This window comes from Pseudomonas sp. FSL R10-0056 (assembly GCF_009600105.1).
In the GTDB taxonomy this organism is placed as follows: domain Bacteria; phylum Pseudomonadota; class Gammaproteobacteria; order Pseudomonadales; family Pseudomonadaceae; genus Aquipseudomonas; species Aquipseudomonas bubulae.
The window spans coordinates 17,882-37,084 of the sequence record NZ_WIWL01000078.1; the positions used below are offsets into that span (position 1 = coordinate 17,882).

Sequence of the window (19,203 nt, forward strand, 5' to 3'; positions counted from 1 at the left end):
AGAATGAGAGGCGGTCCATTTCATGCCCACACAAGCAAAGCAACAGAATACTCAACTTAGCGGCTTCGAACCCTACGTTGAAAAGAAGGGTGAAGAGTACATGGGCGAGCCCATGCGTAAACACTTCACCAAGATTCTGCAAAAGTGGAAACAGGACTTGATGCAGGAAGTCGACCGCACCGTTGATCATATGAAAGACGAAGCGGCAAACTTTCCTGACCCATCCGACCGCGCGAGCCAGGAAGAAGAATTCAGCCTGGAACTGCGCGCCCGCGATCGCGAGCGCAAGCTGATCAAGAAAATCGACAAGACGCTGCAACTGATTGAAGACGAAGAATATGGCTGGTGCGAATCCTGCGGCGTCGAAATCGGTATCCGTCGACTCGAGGCCCGCCCTACTGCCGACATGTGCGTAGACTGCAAGACCTTGGCTGAAATCAAGGAAAAACAAGTCGGCAAGTAATCGCCAACTTGACCAGATGGGGCGTGCGAACGCCCCATTTTTGTTTGTGAAATTTCAGTGCCCTGCGTGGGAGCGGGCTTGCTCGCGATAGCATCACCGCGCCAAAGGTTCAAAACCGGGTTGCCCCATCGCGAGCAAACCCGCTCCCACAAGAAATCGGCCCACGTCCATGACTGCACCCTCCTATATCGGGCGCTTCGCCCCAACGCCCAGTGGCCATCTGCATTTTGGCTCGTTGGTCGCCGCCCTTGCGTCATACCTCGATGCCCGCTCCGTAGGTGGCCGCTGGTTGCTGCGCATGGAAGATCTCGATCCGCCGCGGGAAATGCCCGGCGCCCAGGCCGCGATTCTCGATGCCCTTGAGCGCTACGGTTTTGAATGGGACGGCGAACTGGTCCGTCAAAGCGAGCGCCACGAAGCCTATGCGCACGTGCTAAACCGACTGTTCAGCATGGGCCTGGCCTACGCCTGCACCTGTTCACGCAAACAGCTGGAAGGTTACAACGGCATTTACCCCGGCTTTTGCCGCAATGCCGGGCACTCAATGGATAACGCAGCCATCCGCATTCGCGTCCCTGAGCTGGAATATGCCTTCACCGACCGGGTTCAGGGCGAGTTCCGCCAGCACCTGGGGCGCGATGTCGGTGATTTCGTGATTCGTCGCCGCGACGGACTCTATGCCTACCAATTGGCGGTGGTGCTCGATGATGCCGCCCAGGGTGTGACCGATATCGTGCGTGGCGCCGACCTGCTCGACTCCACCCCGCGCCAACTTTACCTGCAAGAGTTGCTGGGTTTGTCACAACCGCGCTATCTGCATGTGCCGCTGATCGTGCAGCCTGATGGCCACAAACTCGGCAAATCCTATCGCTCACCGCCCCTGACCCCGGAGCAGGCCACCCCGCTGCTGCTGCGGGCCTTGCGTGCTCTGGGTCAGAAAACAGAGCAACACTTGAACGACGCAACCCCGCGTGAGGTGCTGGATTGGGGCATTGCCCACTGGAACGCCGCCAATATCCCACGCACACTGACCCTCGCCGAGGCGCAATTACGCTGACAGCCCTTGCAGGTTGCCAGCCATCCGTTACCATCGCCGCACGTTTTTGGGCATGCGGCCTGTAAAAGTGAGGGCGGGATGTATATCTATCGATTGGTCCTGTTGCTGGTTGTCGGGATCTACCTGTTTTCTCCCGCCATCATGGATTGGTGGATCGATGCGACAGGCGCCTGGTACCGGCCCTATCTGCTCTGGCTGATTCTGATCGTTGTGACCTTTATTCTGCAGAGCCAAAAAGATGCCGATGAGCTTTAGCCTGACCCAGATGATCCTGATCAGCGCCGCCTACCTGCTGGTGCTGTTTGGCGTGGCCTGGATCAGTGAACGCGGCATGATCCCGCGCGCAATCATTCGTCACCCGCTGACCTACACCCTGTCTTTGGGCGTTTACGCCAGTGCCTGGGCGTTCTACGGCACAGTGGGGCTGGCTTACGAATATGGCTACGGCTTTTTGTCCAGCTACCTTGGGGTTTCCGGGGCTTTTCTGCTGGCGCCTGTGTTGCTTTACCCCATTCTAAAAATCACCCGCACCTACCAGCTCTCATCGCTGGCCGACCTGTTCGCCTTTCGCTTCCGCAGCACCTGGGCCGGAGCTCTGACCACGATTTTCATGCTGATAGGCGTGTTACCGCTATTGGCCCTGCAAATCCAGGCCGTGGCCGACTCCATCAGCATCCTCACCCGCGAGCCGGTGCAACACCGCGTAGCCCTAAGCTTCTGCGCACTGATCACCCTGTTTACGATCTTCTTCGGCTCTCGGCATATAGCCACCCGTGAGAAACACGAAGGCCTGGTATTCGCCATTGCCTTTGAGTCGGTGATCAAGCTGATCGCCATTGGCGGTGTGGGTCTTTACGCGCTTTATGGCGTGTTCGATGGCCCGCAACAGCTGGAAGTCTGGCTGCTGCAAAACCAGACCGCCCTCGCCGCACTGCACACACCACTTCAAGAAGGGCCATGGCGCACCCTGCTGCTGGTATTTTTCGCCTCGGCCATTGTGATGCCGCACATGTATCACATGACCTTCACCGAGAACCTCAACCCGCGCGGGCTGGTCAGCGCCAGCTGGGGCCTGCCGTTGTTCCTGTTGCTGATGAGCCTGGCCGTGCCGCTGATCCTGTGGGCCGGCCTCAAGCTGGGCGCCACCACCAATCCGGAATACTTCACACTCGGTATCGGTATTGCCGCCAACAGCAAACCCCTGGCGCTGCTGGCTTATGTGGGCGGGCTTTCGGCCTCCAGCGGGCTGATTATCGTCACCACCCTGGCGCTTTCGGGCATGGCCCTCAACCACCTGGTGCTGCCGCTTTATCAACCGCCCGCCGAAGGTAATATCTACCGCTGGCTGAAGTGGACCCGCCGCGCCCTGATCGTTGCCATTATCATGGCCGGCTACGGCTTCTACCTGCTGCTGGGCGCCGAGCAGGATCTGGCCAACCTCGGCATCGTGGCCTTTGTCGCCACGTTGCAGTTTTTGCCGGGCGTGCTCTCGGTACTGTACTGGCCGACGGCCAACCGACGTGGCTTTATTGCCGGTCTGCTGGCCGGGATACTGGTGTGGATGGCGAGCATGCTGTTCCCGCTGATCGGCAACTTCCAGGGCTTCTATATCCCGTGGTTGAACATGATCTATGTGCTGGACGATACCAGCTGGCACATGGCAGCCATCGCCTCGCTGGCGGCCAACGTGCTGATGTTCACCCTGATTTCCCTGTTCACCAACGCCAGCCCTGAAGAAGCCAGTGCCGCCGAAGCCTGTGCTGTGGATAACGTACGCCGCCCGCAACGTCGCGAGCTGCACGCGGCCTCCCCGCAGGAGTTCGCTACTCAGCTGGCCAAACCTCTGGGCGCCAAAGCGGCGCAAAAAGAAGTCGAACAGGCGCTGCGTGACCTTTTCCTGCCTTTCGATGAACGTCGCCCCTATGCCTTGCGACGCCTGCGCGACAGGATCGAAGCCAACCTTTCCGGCCTGATGGGCCCCAGCGTCGCACAAGATATGGTCGAAACCTTTTTGCCCTACAAGTCCGGCGGCGAAAACTACGTTACCGAGGACATTCACTTTATCGAAAGCCGGCTTGAGGACTACCACTCACGCCTTACCGGGCTGGCAGCCGAGCTCGACGCCTTGCGCCGTTATCACCGCCAGACCCTGCAAGAGTTGCCGATGGGCGTGTGTTCACTGGCCAAGGATCAAGAGATCCTGATGTGGAACAAGGCCATGGAAGAGTTGACCGGCATCCCGGCCCAGCGCGTGGTGGGTTCGCGCCTGGGTACCCTGGGCGATCCATGGCGCGAGTTGCTGCAAGGTTTTATCGACCTGCCGGACGAACACTTACACAAGCAGCACCTGGCCCTTGATGGCCAGACCCGCTGGCTCAACCTGCACAAAGCCGCCATTGACGAGCCGCTGGCACCGGGTAACAGCGGCCTGGTGCTGCTGGTCGAGGACCTGACGGAAACCCAGATGCTCGAAGACAAGCTGGTGCACTCCGAGCGCCTGGCCAGCATCGGGCGGCTGGCGGCAGGGGTGGCTCACGAAATCGGCAACCCGGTCACCGGCATTGCCTGCCTGGCGCAGAACCTGCGCGAGGAACGCGAAGACGATAGCGAACTGACCGAAATCAGCAGCCAGATACTTGAACAGACCAAACGCATCTCACGCATCGTCCAGTCTCTGATGAGCTTCGCCCATGCCGGCAGCCATCAACACAATGACGAGCCCGTCTGTCTGGCCGAAGTAGCCCAGGATGCCATTGGCCTGCTGGCCCTGAACCGACGCAATTTCGAAGTGCAATTCTACAACCTGTGCGACCCGGACCACTGGGTCGACGGCGACCCGCAGCGGCTCGCCCAGGTATTGATCAACCTGCTCTCCAACGCCCGCGACGCGACGCCTGCCGGCAGTGCCGTACGGGTCAAGAGCGAGGCCAGCGAGCACACCGTCGACCTTATCGTGGAAGATGAAGGCACTGGCATTCCGCAGAACATCATGGACCGGTTGTTCGAACCGTTTTTCACCACCAAGGACCCTGGCGAAGGTACAGGTCTGGGCCTTGCACTGGTCTATTCCATCGTTGAAGAGCATTATGGACAAATCACCATCGACAGCCCGGCTGACATTCACAGCCAACGCGGAACCCGTATCCGGGTGACACTACCGCGTCATGTCGAAGCGACGTCCGCTGTGAACTGAGACCGTCGAGAGAACCGAATCAATGCCGCATATTTTGATCGTCGAAGATGAAACCATCATCCGCTCCGCCCTACGCCGCTTACTGGAGCGCAATCAATACCAGGTCAGCGAGGCTGGCTCGGTGCAAGAGGCGCAGGAGCAGTTCAGCATCCCGTCGTTTGACTTGATTGTCAGCGACCTGCGCCTGCCCGGCGCTCCGGGGACCGAGCTGATCAAGCTTGGCCAGGGCAAGCCGGTGCTGATCATGACCAGCTATGCCAGCCTGCGCTCGGCCGTGGACTCGATGAAAATGGGCGCGGTGGACTACATCGCCAAACCTTTTGATCACGACGAAATGCTGCAAGCGGTGGCGCGCATTCTGCGTGACCGGCAAAACACCCAGAGCGCGCCGGCCGAACGCCCTGCCAAAGCAGGCACCGCTGACAAAAACACGGTGGATAACAGCAACGGTGAAATCGGCATCATCGGTTCCTGCCCGCCAATGCTGGACATGTACAGCAAGATTCGCAAAGTAGCGCCCACTGACTCCAATGTGCTGATCCAGGGTGAATCCGGCACAGGTAAAGAGCTGGTAGCCCGCGCCCTGCACAACCTGTCGCGCCGCGCCAAAGCACCGATGATCTCGGTCAACTGCGCGGCCATCCCGGAATCCCTGATCGAGTCCGAACTGTTCGGCCACGAAAAAGGCGCGTTTACCGGCGCCAGCGCTGGCCGTGCCGGTCTGGTTGAAGCGGCCGATGGCGGCACGCTGTTCCTCGATGAAATCGGCGAATTGCCGCTTGAGGCCCAAGCCCGACTGCTGCGCGTGCTGCAGGAAGGCGAGATTCGCCGGGTTGGCTCGGTACAGTCGCAAAAGGTCGATGTTCGCCTGATTGCCGCGACCCACCGCGACCTGAAAAGCCTGGCCAAGGTAGGCCAGTTCCGCGAAGACCTGTACTACCGCCTGCACGTTATCGCGCTCAAGCTGCCTGCGCTGCGTGAACGTGGCGCTGACGTCAACGAAATCGCCAACGCCTTCCTCGCCCGCCAAAGTGCTCGCGTGGGTCGCACCGACCTCAAATTCGCCCCCGATGCCGAACGGGCGATCAGCCATTACTCATGGCCGGGTAACGTGCGCGAGCTGGAAAACGCTGTGGAGCGCGCGGTGATCCTCTGTGAAAGCCCGGAAATCTCGGCTGAACTGCTGGGTATCGATATTGAACTGAGCGACCTGCAAGACGATGACTTCATCGGCCTGGCCCCGCAGCAGAGCATCAGTAATGGTAACACCAGCCTTGATCCCACCGAGGACCTGTCACTGGAAGACTACTTCCAGCACTTCGTCCTTGAGCATCAGGACCATATGACCGAGACCGAACTGGCTCGAAAACTGGGGGTCAGCCGCAAATGCTTGTGGGAGCGACGTCAGCGTCTGGGAATCCCGCGACGCAAAACCGGCGTGCCAAGCGAGGGCTAGGTAACAGCGCCAGAGGTAACCAACTGTTACCTCTGTTAAATCACGTAACAAAAGCCGGGTCTTACGGTAACGATGACCCGGCTTTTTTTTGCCCGGAAAAAGGCCAAAACCCTGAAAACCCCTTATTTTGCTGGGCCGCACAAAAGTTGGCACGCACCCTGCTATATGTATTCGTACAAGAACAATAAGAATCACAGCAGCACACAATAAAAATAAGACGTATCGGCTCACGCATAACAAGAACAACACGGCGGAGGCGCAGCTAACTGATTGTTTTGGAGAGGTGTTGTAAATGGGGCTTGCCCCGCGACCAGGCAGAGAACAACAAAAACTGCACTTAAAGCAGAGCCTGAACTGGTTGGATCATTGATCACATCAACGCAGCGACCAAAGCAATCCGTTTGCTCTTATCTCCCGATTGGGAGGGTTGCACAGGCAAGACCTTTGTAACTAGGGCGATTAACAAAAACAAAAAGCCCGCAATCAATAATAAAAATAGAGCACGCAACTAATTCTGGGGGAGCTTCGGCTCCCCTTGTGGTTTCTGCGATTTAACAAATCCCCTAGCAACCGTCTAAACCGCGCCTCTTACAGCTATTTATGCTTACGGCTTGCAGCTTCGCTCGCAAGAGCGGCTAAGCGTCCTACACCATCCCCTGACTAAATGCTAGAATCCCCGCCCATCATGCGGTCATTCTTCGTTTTGGCCGAACATTCCTTCAAACAGTGCATCCCATGCTGAAGAAGCTGTTCCAGTCATTCCGTTCTCCCAAGCGTCGTACGCAACAACTGCGCAGCACCCCTGAAGTGCTCAACAGCAGCCAACACTCGCTGCAACGTGCCCAGTTCAGCCGCTACGCGGTCAATATCGTCGAACGCCTGCAGAACGCCGGTTACCAGGCCTATCTGGTTGGCGGTTGCGTACGCGACATGCTGCTCAATATCACGCCAAAAGACTTTGACGTCGCCACCAGCGCCACGCCCGAGCAAGTGCGCGCCGAATTTCGCAATGCGCGAATCATCGGTCGTCGTTTCAAGTTGGTGCATATCCACTTTGGCCGCGAAATCATTGAAGTCGCGACCTTCCGTGCCAATCACCCGCAAAACGACGAAGAGGAAGACAGCAACCAGTCCTCGCGTAACGAAAGCGGGCGCATCTTGCGCGACAACGTCTACGGCACCCTTGAAGAAGACGCCCAGCGTCGTGACTTCACGATCAACGCCCTGTACTACGACCCGGTCAGCGAGCGCATCCTCGATTACGCCAATGGCGTACACGATATCCGCAACCGCTTGCTGCGCCTGATCGGCGACCCGCAACAGCGCTACCAGGAAGACCCGGTTCGCATGCTGCGCGCCGTGCGCTTTGCCGCCAAGCTCAACTTTGGTATCGAAAAGCACACCGCCGAACCAATCCGCGAACTGGCGCCGATGCTGCGGGAAATCCCTTCCGCGCGCCTGTTCGAAGAAGTGCTCAAGCTGTTCCTCTCCGGTAACGCTTCCGACACCTTCGAGATGCTGGTTGACCTCGAGTTGTTCGACCCTCTGTTCCCGGCCAGCGCCGAAGCACTGGAGCACAACCCGACCTACACCCACACCCTGATCAGCGAAGCCTTGCGCAACACTGATCTGCGCATCAAACAGGGCAAACCGGTGACCCCGGCCTTCCTGTTTGCCGCCCTGTTGTGGCCCGCGTTGCCTGCACGCGTATTGCGCCTGCAAGATCAAGGCATGCCGCCCATTCCTGCCATGCAGGAAGCCGCCCATGAACTGATCGCCGAGCAATGCCAGCGTATTGCTATTCCCAAGCGCTTCACCATGCCGATTCGCGAGATCTGGGATATGCAGGAGCGCCTGCCGCGTCGCAGCGGCAAACGCGCCGACATGTTGCTCGACAACCCGCGTTTCCGTGCCGGGTATGACTTCTTGCTCTTGCGTGAAAGCGCCGGCGAGCAGACCAATGGCCTGGGCGAATGGTGGACCGACTATCAGGACGCCAATGACAGCGGCCGCCGCGAGATGATCCGCGACCTGAGCAACGCCAAGGATGACGGTACCGGCCCTGCACCGCGCAAACGTCGCCGTACCAGCGGTGCCAAGCGTAAACGCAGCGCCGCAGCGGACGAGTAAGCGATGGAACGCGTCTACATTGGAATGGGCAGCAATCTGGCTGACCCGGCGGATCAATTGCGCAGTGCTGTCCAGGCCCTGGCGCAATTGCCGGACTCCCGATTCATCGGGGTTTCAGCATTTTATCAAAGCGATTCGCTGTTGCCTGGCCAGCCGCGCTACACCAATGCCGTAGCGGCCATCGACAGCTCGCTGGCGCCGCTGGACCTGCTCGATGCCCTGCAGGCCATCGAACTGGACCAGGGACGCGAGCGTCAAGAACGTTGGGGCCCGCGCACTCTGGACCTGGACATCTTGCTATTCGGCGATCGACTGATCGACGAGCCCCGCCTTAAAGTCCCGCACTACCACATGCACGCCCGGCCTTTTGTGCTGTATCCGCTGGCCGAACTGGCGCCTGCATCGCTGAAACTCTCCGATGGCCGCACGCTCGCGCAATTGCTCGATGACTGCCCATTTATCGGGCTTGAGCGAATCCCCTCTTAAGCTGAATCGAATCAATACCCGGGTAACACCATTGCGGTAACACCCGGAATTGACTTCCAGTGCCCTCGTCACGACTATAGGCATCCCGCAGCCATCCACAGGATGGTGCAATGTGAAAAGCAGGCTTTATAAGCGCCCTCTATAAAGGTGTGCCTGTTCATAACGATGAATCACACGCGTTACTCGCAGTGGTTACCACACTGCCTGACGAGGATCCTTTTCATGCCAGCTATTACCCTGACCACCCTGCAAGGCCTTAAGCAAAAAGGTGAAAAAATCACCATGCTGACGTGCTATGACGCCACCTTCGCCCACGCCTGCAATCAGGCCGGTGTTGAAGTGCTATTGGTAGGCGACTCCCTGGGCATGGTTCTACAAGGGCATGACAGTACATTGCCTGTGACGACCGCTGACATGGCCTACCACGTGGCCTGCGTCAAACGCGGTAACCAGGACGCTCTGATCCTGGCGGACATGGCCTTTATGGCCAACGCCACCCTGGAACAAAGCCTCAACAACAGCGCGGTGCTGATGAAGGCCGGCGCGCATATGGTCAAGGTCGAAGGCGCCGTGTGGCTGGCCGAGTCGATCCGGGCCATGACTGAACGCGGCATCCCCGTGTGCGCGCATATGGGCCTGACCCCGCAGACCGTGAACGTGCTGGGGGGTTACAAGGTACAAGGCCGCAACGAAAACCAGGCGCGCCAGATGCGTGCCGATGCCATTGCCCTGGAACAGGCAGGAGCGGCCATGCTGCTGCTCGAATGTGTACCCAGCGAACTGGCAAAAGAGATCACCCACGCGGTCAAGATCCCGGTCATCGGCATCGGCGCCGGCAGTGACACCGACGGCCAAGTCCTGGTGCTGCACGACATGCTGGGCCTTTCACTGACCGGCCGCGTGCCCAAGTTCGTGAAAAACTTCATGAGCGGCCAGCCCGATATCCAGTCCGCCCTGCGCGCCTACGTCACTGAAGTCAAAGCCGTCAGCTTTCCTGCTACCGAACACGGATTCTCTGCATGAACACAGTTAAAACCGTTCGCGAACTGCGCGCCGTCATCGCCCGCGCACGCCGTGAAGGCAAACAGATAGCACTGGTCCCGACCATGGGCAATCTGCACAGTGGCCATGGCGCACTGGTAACCACCGCCGCACAACAAGCCGATTTCGTGGTGGCGAGCATTTTCGTCAACCCGCTGCAGTTTGGCGCCAACGAAGATCTGGATACCTATCCGCGCACCCTGGCAGCCGACCAGGAAAGGCTTCTGCAGGCAGGCTGTGACTTGCTGTTTGCCCCGACCGTTGAAGAAATGTACCCCAACGGCATGGACGGCCTGACCCGTGTTACTGCTGCCAAATTAAGCAATGAACTGTGCGGCAGCCGTCGCCCGGGGCATTTCGATGGTGTGACCACCGTGGTCAGCAAGCTGTTCAACATGGTTCAGCCCGACCTGGCGATTTTTGGGCAAAAAGACTACCAACAGCTGGCAGTCATTCGCGCAATGGTCAACGATCTGAACTTCCCGATCCAGATCATCAGCGAACCCACCGTGCGCGCCGAAGACGGCCTGGCCCTGTCCTCGCGCAATGGTTACCTGAGCGAAGAGCAGCGAGCCCTGGCGCCAGCGCTGTACCGTCACCTGAGTGAAATGGCGCGCGCCATCGAAGCCGGTGAGCGCGACTACCCGGCCCTGGTGCGCCAGCATCTGGCGCAAATCGAAGCCATTGGTTTTCGTCCGGACTACCTGGAAGTGCGCCACGCACAGACCTTGCTACCGGCACAGGCGACTGATCGCGACCTGGTAATTCTGGTTGCGGCCTTCCTGGGTGCCACCCGTTTGATCGACAACGTACATCTTAATCTCGACAGCGCGCTCTGACAGAGTCGCCTGTGCGGAACCGCGGAATGACCCGCACTCCATAAAGAAACACTGAAACGTTTCACCTGCTGTGACGTAACTGTGACAAAAGTTACTTCTCGGTGTCAGACAAAGCCAAGACAGAAGCAGGCGCGAAGGTTACTGTAATCGCCCTGCTTCCAGTTAACGTGCAGAATCAGACCGACCGAACGCCTGAACAAGAAAAACCAGGCGCAGGTGTTTTCAGTGTCCAAAGGCAGTTCAAGCAAAAAGGATATCCGCAGCGATGGCGTACTACCGCACCCCTCACGACGTTACCGCTCTGCCCGCTTGGCAAGCGTTGAAACTTCACCGTGCCAGCATGCAAAACTTCAGCATGCGTGACGCGTTTAACAGCAACCCGAAACGTTTTGAAGAATTCACCCTGAGCAGCTGCGGGCTGTTTCTGGACTACTCGAAAAACCTGATCACCAACGAGACCCGCGATCTGCTGGTCAACCTCGCCAATGAGGTCGACCTCAAAGGCGCAATCAAGTCGTTGTTCAGCGGTGAAATCGTCAACGCCTCTGAAGGTCGCCCGGCCTTGCACACCGCGCTGCGTCGCCCGGTTGCCGACAAACTGTCGGTCAACGGCGTGAACATCATGCCCGAGGTGCATAAAGTCCTGAACCAGATGACCGAGCTGGTCGGCCGGATTCACGACGGTCTGTGGCGCGGTTACACCGAGAAGCCAATCACCGACATCGTCAATATCGGCATCGGCGGCTCGTTCCTCGGCCCTGAGCTGGTTTCTGAAGCGTTGCTGTCCTACGCGCAAAAAGGTGTGCGCTGCCATTACCTGGCGAACATCGACGGCAGTGAGTTCCATGAACTGACCGCAAAACTGCGCGCTGAAACCACCCTATTTATCGTTTCGTCCAAATCATTCAATACCCTCGAAACCCTGAAAAACGCCCAGGCGGCACGAGCCTGGTACCTCGCCCAGGGCGGTTCGGAAGCTGAGCTGCATCGCCACTTTATCGCCGTATCGAGCAACAACGCGGCAGCCGTGGCATTCGGTATTCGAGAAGAAAACATCTTCCCGATGTGGGACTGGGTCGGCGGGCGTTACTCGCTGTGGTCGGCCATCGGTCTGCCAATTGCCCTGGCCATCGGCATGTCCAACTTCAAAGAGCTGCTGTCCGGTGCCTACAGCATGGACCAGCACTTCCAGACTGCTCCGTTCGAGCAGAACATGCCGGTACTGATGGCCGCACTGGGTGTGTGGTATGGCAACTTCTGGGGCGCGCAAAGCCACGCGATCCTGCCGTACGACCACTACCTGCGTAACATCACCAAACACTTGCAACAGCTGGACATGGAATCCAACGGCAAGAGCGTGCGCCAGGACGGCACTCCGGTGTCAACCGATACTGGCCCGGTGATCTGGGGTGGAGTGGGCTGCAACGGTCAGCATGCGTACCACCAATTGCTGCACCAAGGCACCCAACTGATCCCGGCCGACTTTATCGTGCCGATTGTCAGCTTCAACCCGGTGTCCGACCACCATCAATGGCTGTATGCCAACTGCCTGTCGCAAAGCCAGGCGCTGATGCTGGGTAAAACCCGCGCAGAAGCCGAAGCTGAACTGCGCGACAAGGGCATGAGCGAAGAAGAAGTTAAAAAACTGGCGCCGCACAAGGTGATCCCGGGCAACCGCCCGAGCAATACCCTGGTGGTGGAACGCATCAGCCCGCGCCGTCTGGGTGCACTGGTGGCGCTGTACGAACACAAAGTGTTTGTGCAAAGCGTGATCTGGGGCATCAACGCCTTCGACCAATGGGGTGTTGAACTGGGCAAGGAGCTGGGCAAGGGCGTATACAACCGCCTGACCGGTATCCAGGAAGAGCCTGCCGACGATGCGTCGACCCAGGGCCTGATCAACTACTTCCGCGGCCGTCACCGCGGGTGATTGATAGCCAGCCAGTTTTCATCGACTGGCTGGCACCATCGAGAAAGGCATAATGGAATTTATCCGCCGCCCCATCGAGCGCCAGATCATGAGCCTGACCGGGCTTTCCCTCGGCAAGCTCGACCTCGAAAACCCCAAGGGCGACCCCGGCCTGTTCGGCCCGGACTCCATCAGTTGGCAGGTCCACGGTGACTTCACCAGCATGCTGATTGGCGGCATCAGCGCCTTGATGCTGCAAGCCTTGCACCCACTGGCCCTGGCCGGGGTGTGGGACCACTCCAGTTTCCGCGAAGACATGCTGGGTCGGCTACGCCGCACCGGGCAGTTCATTTCAGGTACCACCTTCGGCGCCACTGGCGATGCCAACTGGCTGATCGACAAAGTGCGCACCATCCACCTGCAAGTCAGCGGCACCGGTCTCGATGGCCGCCCCTATGCGGCCAGCGACCCCGAGCTGCTGACCTGGGTGCATGTGGCCGAAGTCAGCAATTTTCTCGCCGCCCACCTGCGCTATCGCAACCCGCATTTATCCGCTGAAGATCAGGACCGCTACTACGACGAAATCGCCATGATCGCTGAACGCCTGGGCGCCACCCACGTACCGCGCTCACGTCAGCAAGTAGCCGATTACCTCGACAGCGTTCGCCCGCAATTGCTTTGCGATGAGCGCAGCCGTGAAGTCATTCGCCTGCTGCTCAACGCCCCTGCCCCCAGCCTGCTGGCCAAACCATTTGGTGCATTGATGATGCAGGCCGGGATCGATTTACTGCCCGACTGGGCCAGCGATCAATTGGAGCTGCATCAAGGCCCGATGGTTCGCAAAGGGGTGCGGGCCGGGGTCAACAGCACCGCGCCAATCCTGCGCTGGGCCGTACGCAACGGTTCGGTACAACGGGCGCGACGGCGCATGGGGCTTGGCTGAAAACCGCTACGTTGGCATCGCGGGCAGGCCCGCACCCACAGGATCTGTGGTGCTCTTGTGGGAGCGGGCCTGCCCGCGATGAACTCAACACCGATTTATGCCACCATGCCCGCCTGAATCCGGACACAACACTCCAAGAATAAAGAGGACTCAAGCAATGCAAGACGTCGTAATCGTTGCGGCTACCCGCACCGCCGTTGGCAGCTTTCAAGGTTCGCTGGCCCATGTACCTGCCGTGGAACTGGGTGCCGCCGTCATTCGCCAATTACTCGCACAAACCGGCCTGGATGGCGCCCAGGTCGACGAAGTGATCATGGGTCAGGTACTGACCGCCGGTGCCGGGCAAAACCCTGCCCGCCAGGCGGCAATCAAGGCCGGCCTGCCGTTTGCGGTACCGGCACTGACCCTGAACAAGGTTTGCGGGTCGGGCCTCAAGGCCCTGCACCTGGGGGCCCAGGCCATTCGATGCGGCGATGCCGAGGTGATCATCGCCGGCGGCCAGGAAAACATGAGCCTGTCCAACTACATCATGCCCGGTGCCCGCACCGGTCTGCGCATGGGCCACAGTCAGATCGTCGACACCATGATCAGCGATGGCCTGTGGGATGCGTTCAACGACTACCACATGGGCATTACCGCCGAAAACCTTGTGGCTAAATACGACATCAGCCGTGAAGCGCAAGACGCCTTCGCTGCCGCCTCACAGCAAAAAGCCACTGCGGCGATTGAAGCCGGGCGCTTTGTCGATGAAATCACCCCCGTCCTGATCCCGCAGCGCAAAGGCGATCCGATCGCATTCACTACCGACGAGCAACCGCGCGCTGGCACCACCGCCGAATCGTTGGCAAAACTGCGTCCCGCATTCAAAAAAGACGGCTCTGTCACCGCAGGTAACGCCTCCTCACTCAATGACGGCGCAGCCGCGGTCATGCTCATGAGCGCCGCCAAGGCCAAGGCCCTGGGCTTGCCGGTGCTGGCCAAAATCGCGGCCTACGCCAATGCCGGCGTGGATCCGGCCATCATGGGCATCGGCCCGGTCAGTGCCACCCAGCGTTGCCTGAGCAAAGCCGGCTGGACTTTGCAGCAACTGGACCTGATCGAAGCCAACGAAGCCTTCGCCGCACAAGCGCTGGCCGTGGGCCAGGAACTGCAATGGGACGCGAGCAAGGTCAACGTCAATGGCGGCGCAATTGCCATTGGCCACCCTATTGGTGCGTCAGGTTGCCGGATCCTGGTGACCCTGCTTCACGAAATGCTCAAGCGCGACGCCAAAAAAGGCCTGGCCACCTTGTGCATCGGCGGTGGTCAGGGCGTAGCGCTGGCGATCGAGCGGGAGTAATGCAAAACGTGTAGATACTCTGTTGCCGGTCAAGCCATCCTGTGGGAGCGAGCCTGCTCGCGAACGACCTTCGCGAGCAGGCTCGCTCCCACAGCGGCTACAAGAGCAACGCAGCAATAATCACCAGCCCTATTCTGCTAAACTGCCGCGCCTTATCTGTCCCCCAAGGCGCAATGCATGTCTTCCTTGAATCAGGCGCTGCGCGCCGCCCTCGATAATCGTCACGACCTGTTGGCCGAGCTGCACGCCCAAGGCACCGACTGCTATCGCCTGTTCCACGGCAGCCAGGAAGGCGCCGGCGGCCTGACCATCGACCGCTACGGCCCGCAACTGCTGGTACAAAGCTTTCATCAACGTCTTGAGCGCGATGATTTGCTGCAACTGCACGAAGCCATCAATCGCCACCTGGGCCTCGACCTGCTGCTGGTCTACAACGACCGCTCCCAGGGCAACTCGCGTATCGACCGCGAAGACACCGTGTACCGCGCCGAAGACGCCGCCCTTGAAGACACCGTCGGCCACGAATGGGGCCTCAAGTACCGGGTGCGCGGCCGCCATGCCGGGCAAGACCCGCTGTTGTTTCTCGACCTGCGCAACGCCCGTGGCTGGGTCAAGCAGCACAGTGCCGGCAAAAGCGTGCTCAACCTGTTCTCCTTCACCTGTGGTGTTGGCCTGAGTGCCGCTGCAGGTGGAGCCAGCGAAGTCTGCAACCTCGATTTCGCCGAAGGCAATCTGGCGGTTGGTCGCGAAAACGGCCTGCTGAACCCTGAACTGCCAAAAATGAAATTCGTACAGTCCGACTATTTCGCGGCCATCCGCCAATTGGCCGGTCTGCCAATCATTCAGCGTCGTCACAAGCTGCCTGCCTACCCGCGCATGGATCAGCGTGAATACGACCTCGTGCTGCTCGACCCGCCTGCCTGGGCCAAGAGTGCCTTCGGCACGGTCGATCTGCTGCGCGACTACCAAAGCCTGCTCAAGCCGGCCGTACTGACCACCGCACCAGACGGCGTACTGATCTGCTGCAACAATCTGGCAAAGGTCAGCATGGACGACTGGCGCGAGCAGGTTTTGCGTTGCGCCGAGAAAGCTGGCCGCCCGGTTCGCGACTGGCAGGTCATGAGTCCGGCCAGCGATTTCCCGTCCCTGGATCAGCAGCCACCGCTGAAAACCCTGATCCTTCAGTTTTAATCCATTCTCCCAATACGGCGTTCGTCTCGGAACCAGAAACGCGTGCCATACTCCAAGGCACTTCCGACTGCTATAGACGACGCCCCACATGCTCAAAGGATTGATCCGCGCCCTTGGCGCCGTGCTGATTGCCATCGCACTTTACAGCGTGCTTGGGTTCCTGATCTTGCCGGGCATCGGCCTGCGCATCATCAACCAGCAACTGGCCAACTACGCCACGGTGCCCGCCAGACTCGACCGGCTGGAGTTCAACCCCTTCAGCCTTGAGCTGACCCTGTGGGGGTTCAGAGTCGGCGAACCGGGCAAGGAACAGGTCGGCTTCGAGCGGCTGTACACCAATCTGCAAGCCGACAGCCTGTGGACAAAAGCCCTGCACCTGGCCGACGTGCAGCTGGATAAACCGAAAACCGAGCTGCTGTTCAACAAGGACGGTACGCTCAACCTGACACAACTGTTCAAGCTGCCCGAGAGCGAGCCCACCCCGGCCGATCCCGAGAGCAAACCGTTCCCGCTGCGTATCGACAACATCAAGCTGGCGGGTGGCTACCTGCACTTCATCGATATGCGTCCCAGCGAGCCCATCGAATTCCTCTATGACTCGATGGACCTGGAGCTGAAAAACCTCAGCACCCTGCCCGATGACAACGCCGATATGACCCTGGTGGCCGCAGGCCCTGCAGGCGGGCGGATCGACTGGACGGGCACCCTGAGCCTGGTACCCATCACCTCGACCGGCAAACTGAAAGTCACCGACGGCAAGATGAAAGTCTGGTGGCCCTATGTGCGCGATGCATTACCGCTGGCCCTGGAAGATGGCGTACTGAATTTCAGCACCGACTACACCCTGAACCTGTCCAAAGAAACCGAAATGCTCCTGAGCAATGCCACGGCCAGCATCGCACCGCTCAAGATCAATGCCCCCGATGGCCGCCCGCTGGTGCGTCTGGAGCGCCTGGATGTCAGCGACACCAGTGTCGACCTGGCCAAACAGGAAGTGGTGGTCGGCAAGATCAACAGCCAGAACCTCGAAACCTGGGCCGCCCGCGAAAAAGACGGCCAGCTTGACTGGCAAAAGCTGTTTGCCAGCCAGCCCGACAAACCATCGACCAAAACCGAAGAAGTGGTGACCGTCGAAGCACCGAAACCGGCCCCGGTGGCGCCGAGCAAACCCTGGGCCGTGCTGCTCAAGGATGTCGACCTGCGTGACTATCGCATCCACCTTGCCGACAAGGAGCCCAAACCCCCGGTGGAGCTGGAGGTCGGCCCGCTGAACCTGAACCTGAAAAACTTCGACAGCCTGAACCGTTCTCCTTTCACCCTCAACCTCGACACCGGCGTGGGCAAGCAAGGCAAACTCACCGCCAGCGGCGACGTCAGCCTGAGCCCGGTAAGCGCCAGACTCAAGGTCAACACCAAAGATATCGACTTGCGTATCGCCCAGGCCTATATCGACCCGTTTATCCGCCTTGAGCTGCGTAGCGGCATGCTTGGCAGCGACCTGGCGGTTGATCTGAAAAGCACCGCCCCCCTGGCCTTTACCGTGGCCGGCCGCGCCCAGATCGATCAACTGCACACATTGGACACCCTGAAAAACCGCGACTTCCTGAAGTGGCAAAAACTGGTGCTGGAGGATCTGAAGTACCAGCACGGCGATAGCCTCTCGCTTGCACGGGTCAATTTCGAAAAGCCCTATGTGCGCTTCATGATCAACGATGACCGCACCACCAATATCGATGACCTGCTGATCCCGCAACCTGCAGGCAGTACGTCGGCCAAAGGCACGGCCAGCAAGGAAAAACCGCTGGGCATTCACATCGGCGCAATTGCGATCAACGATGGTTCAGCGAATTTCGCCGACTTCAGCCTGACACCCAACTTCCAGACCGCGGTTCAACAGCTCAACGGCCTGATTGGCACCATCGACAGCCGTAACCCCAAACCTGCCCCGGTCAATATTGCAGGCAAGGTCGACCGTTATGCGCCGGTGACCATCAAGGGCAGCGTCAACCCGTTTGACCCGATGGCCAGCCTGGATATCGCCACCAGCTTCAAGCGTGTCGAACTGACCACCTTGACCCCCTACTCCGGGAAGTTTGCCGGTTACCGCATCCGCAAGGGTCGTCTCAACCTCGACCTGCATTACCTGATCACCAACGGCCAGCTCAAAGCCGAGAACAAACTCGTGGTCGAACAATTGCAGCTGGGGGAAAAGGTCGACAGCCCGGACGCCGTGGATCTGCCGATCAAACTGGCGATTGCCTTGCTCAAGGACACGGACGGCAAGATATCCATTGAACTGCCCATCAGTGGCGACCTCAACAACCCGCAGTTCAGCGTGATGCCGATTATCTGGCAAACGGTACGCAACCTGGTGCTGCGTGCCGCCCAGGCGCCCTTCAAGTTCATTGGCGGGCTGATCAGCGGTGGTGGAGCCGAGGACCTGGGCACCGTGTCATTCGCCCCAGGATCAAGCGAGCTGAGCCCTGAGGCACAAAAAGCCCTGACCACACTGGCCCAGGCCCTGAAAGAACGCCCGGCTTTACGCCTGGAGATCGAAGGTACGGCCGCACAGAGCAGCGATGGCCCTCTGATCGCCAAGGAACGTCTTGAGCGCGAGTTCCAGTACACCTACTACAAGATCCTCCAGCGTCGTGGCGACAAAGTACCGGCCAGCGCCGGCTTGCTCACCGTGCCGGACGATGAGAAAGGCCCGTTACTTGAAGGTATCTACCGCACGCGTCTCAAGCAGCAACCGCCTGCTGAATGGAAAGACCTGAGCCGTGACGAGCGCGCGGCCAAAATGACCGCGGCACTGATCGACTTCTGGAGCAAAAGCGAAGTGTTGTTGCGTCAGCTGGGGCAAGACCGTGCAAGCAGCATCAAGGACTACCTGGTGGACAAGGGCGGGCTGGCGGATGACCGCGTGTACTTTATCGATGCCACCCTGGGCCAAGCCGAGAGCGACGGCCGGGTAATCTCGCCACTGCATCTGGATAGCGAATAATGCACAACGTCGCTGATTTGTAGCAGCTGCCGAAGGCACGAGGCTGCGTTCGGCAGCTGCTACGCGGATTTTCGTAGCCCCAATCCCAAATAGACCCAATCCCAAATAGAACAGCCCCCGACGCAAGCGCCGGGGGCTGTAATGGCCACATC

14 protein-coding genes are annotated in these 19,203 nt (G+C 59.4%); all 14 read left to right on the forward strand.

From position 1 onward, the window contains the following. Positions 1 to 22: 22 nt before the first annotated feature. Positions 23 to 463 (forward strand): RNA polymerase-binding protein DksA, encoded by a 441-nt coding sequence (dksA, locus tag GHO42_RS03930; RefSeq protein ID WP_016783419.1) that lies wholly within the window; start codon positions 23 to 25, stop codon positions 461 to 463. A gap of 169 nt (positions 464 to 632) precedes the next feature. Further along, positions 633 to 1,520 carry a tRNA glutamyl-Q(34) synthetase GluQRS gene (gene gluQRS / locus GHO42_RS03935; RefSeq protein WP_095025613.1) on the forward strand — a complete coding sequence of 296 codons (888 nt, stop codon included), beginning with the start codon at positions 633 to 635 and terminating at the stop codon, positions 1,518 to 1,520. A gap of 78 nt (positions 1,521 to 1,598) precedes the next feature. Beyond that, positions 1,599 to 1,775 (forward strand): hypothetical protein, encoded by a 177-nt coding sequence (locus tag GHO42_RS03940; RefSeq protein ID WP_003176118.1) that lies wholly within the window; start codon positions 1,599 to 1,601, stop codon positions 1,773 to 1,775. After that, on the forward strand, positions 1,759 to 4,713 hold the full coding sequence (locus GHO42_RS03945) for a sensor histidine kinase (protein WP_176464293.1): 2,955 nt from the start codon (positions 1,759 to 1,761) through the stop codon (positions 4,711 to 4,713). Before GHO42_RS03940 ends, GHO42_RS03945 begins: the two co-directional genes overlap by 17 nt. A 22-nt stretch (positions 4,714 to 4,735) precedes the next feature. Further along, positions 4,736 to 6,169, forward strand: coding sequence for a sigma-54 dependent transcriptional regulator (locus GHO42_RS03950; RefSeq protein ID WP_095002567.1), 1,434 nt, complete (start codon positions 4,736 to 4,738; stop codon positions 6,167 to 6,169). A 735-nt stretch (positions 6,170 to 6,904) separates the two neighbouring features. Beyond that, positions 6,905 to 8,299 (forward strand): polynucleotide adenylyltransferase PcnB, encoded by a 1,395-nt coding sequence (locus GHO42_RS03955; RefSeq protein WP_095002566.1) that lies wholly within the window; start codon positions 6,905 to 6,907, stop codon positions 8,297 to 8,299. A 3-nt stretch (positions 8,300 to 8,302) separates the two neighbouring features. Continuing rightward, positions 8,303 to 8,785 (forward strand): 2-amino-4-hydroxy-6-hydroxymethyldihydropteridine diphosphokinase, encoded by a 483-nt coding sequence (folK, locus tag GHO42_RS03960; protein WP_095024433.1) that lies wholly within the window; start codon positions 8,303 to 8,305, stop codon positions 8,783 to 8,785. 222 nt (positions 8,786 to 9,007) lie between these two features. Further along, a complete protein-coding gene (gene panB, locus GHO42_RS03965) occupies positions 9,008 to 9,808 on the forward strand; it encodes a 3-methyl-2-oxobutanoate hydroxymethyltransferase (RefSeq protein ID WP_095018772.1) in 801 nt (266 codons plus the stop codon). Continuing rightward, a complete protein-coding gene (gene panC / locus GHO42_RS03970; RefSeq protein WP_095002563.1) occupies positions 9,805 to 10,665 on the forward strand; it encodes a pantoate--beta-alanine ligase in 861 nt (286 codons plus the stop codon). Before panB ends, panC begins: the two co-directional genes overlap by 4 nt. Before the next feature lie 265 nt (positions 10,666 to 10,930). Continuing rightward, on the forward strand, positions 10,931 to 12,595 hold the full coding sequence (gene pgi, locus GHO42_RS03975) for a glucose-6-phosphate isomerase (protein WP_095024432.1): 1,665 nt from the start codon (positions 10,931 to 10,933) through the stop codon (positions 12,593 to 12,595). Between the two features lie 52 nt (positions 12,596 to 12,647). Then, positions 12,648 to 13,517 (forward strand): oxygenase MpaB family protein, encoded by an 870-nt coding sequence (locus GHO42_RS03980; protein ID WP_133144027.1) that lies wholly within the window; start codon positions 12,648 to 12,650, stop codon positions 13,515 to 13,517. A 157-nt stretch (positions 13,518 to 13,674) separates the two neighbouring features. Then, positions 13,675 to 14,856 (forward strand): acetyl-CoA C-acetyltransferase, encoded by a 1,182-nt coding sequence (locus GHO42_RS03985; RefSeq protein ID WP_095002560.1) that lies wholly within the window; start codon positions 13,675 to 13,677, stop codon positions 14,854 to 14,856. Between the two features lie 177 nt (positions 14,857 to 15,033). Next, complete coding sequence (locus tag GHO42_RS03990; protein ID WP_153327286.1) at positions 15,034 to 16,047, forward strand: class I SAM-dependent rRNA methyltransferase; 1,014 nt, start codon at positions 15,034 to 15,036, stop codon at positions 16,045 to 16,047. A gap of 88 nt (positions 16,048 to 16,135) precedes the next feature. Beyond that, entirely contained in the window at positions 16,136 to 19,051 is a 2,916-nt protein-coding gene (locus tag GHO42_RS03995; RefSeq protein WP_153327289.1) for a DUF748 domain-containing protein, read from the forward strand. Positions 19,052 to 19,203: the final 152 nt, after the last annotated feature.